Annotated in this window: 1 pseudogene; it reads right to left on the bottom strand. The window is 63.8% G+C overall.

Features of this window, described 5'->3' with window-relative positions:
* Positions 1–650, bottom strand: a pseudogene (locus tag J3U06_RS09300) (hypothetical protein); the annotation flags it as partial.
* Positions 651–705 lie beyond the last annotated feature (55 nt).

Below are 705 nucleotides of genomic sequence, written 5' to 3'. Positions count from 1 at the left end.
GCCGAGTTGGAAGGACGGAACTCCAGCGTCTGCGACACGACGGCTGACTGGTTTCCTCCTTGGAACCTTCCCTGGGCGTCAGCGCCCTCAGCATCATCGGAAAGCACCTGCGCAGTGAACCCGCCCTTGTTGACGCCCTCAGGCGGAACCGCCTGCCACAAGCCCTGGTCACCCACAACGGCATCCGTACTGCTATTGCCGGGCCAGGTCACACGCACCACGGTCCCCTTGGTTTCAGGAACCTTCGCATCCCCGTCCACATACTTATAGGCCCTGCCCGCCACCTGGAAGACGTCATGGCGATCAACGGTCAGCGTGGTAGGGGTCATGTCCACCTTCCGCTCGATCGAAGCCGGCTCCGAGCTGACGTTCATCGGGTTGATCATCTCAACCCGGAAGGCGTACGTCTGCGTCTCGTCGCTGCCGTCGTAGCCGGTGAACCTGCCAGCAGGGATGCTCAGCGTCCAGGACCAGGCGGAAGCCGCCGTCTTGACGACCTTGAGCACAGAACCCGACGCTGGATCCGAGACAGAAGAAGCAGTGCCGGCCGCCGCATCCCTCTGGAAGGTACCGGCCGGGGCGGTCACCAGAGGGGTCCAGCCCGAAGCGGCCCCCTGCTTCATCGAAACAGCCATCTTCGAACCAGCCATCCCCAGCCCCCCCGAAGACCAGGCCGTATACACAGGCGACGCCTCACCCCTGAAC

The organism is Bifidobacterium sp. B4142 (genome assembly GCF_026537325.1).
Classification (GTDB): domain Bacteria; phylum Actinomycetota; class Actinomycetes; order Actinomycetales; family Bifidobacteriaceae; genus Bombiscardovia.
The sequence above is the reverse complement of the archived record's forward strand: the minus strand, read 5'-3'. Positions and strand labels throughout refer to the sequence as shown.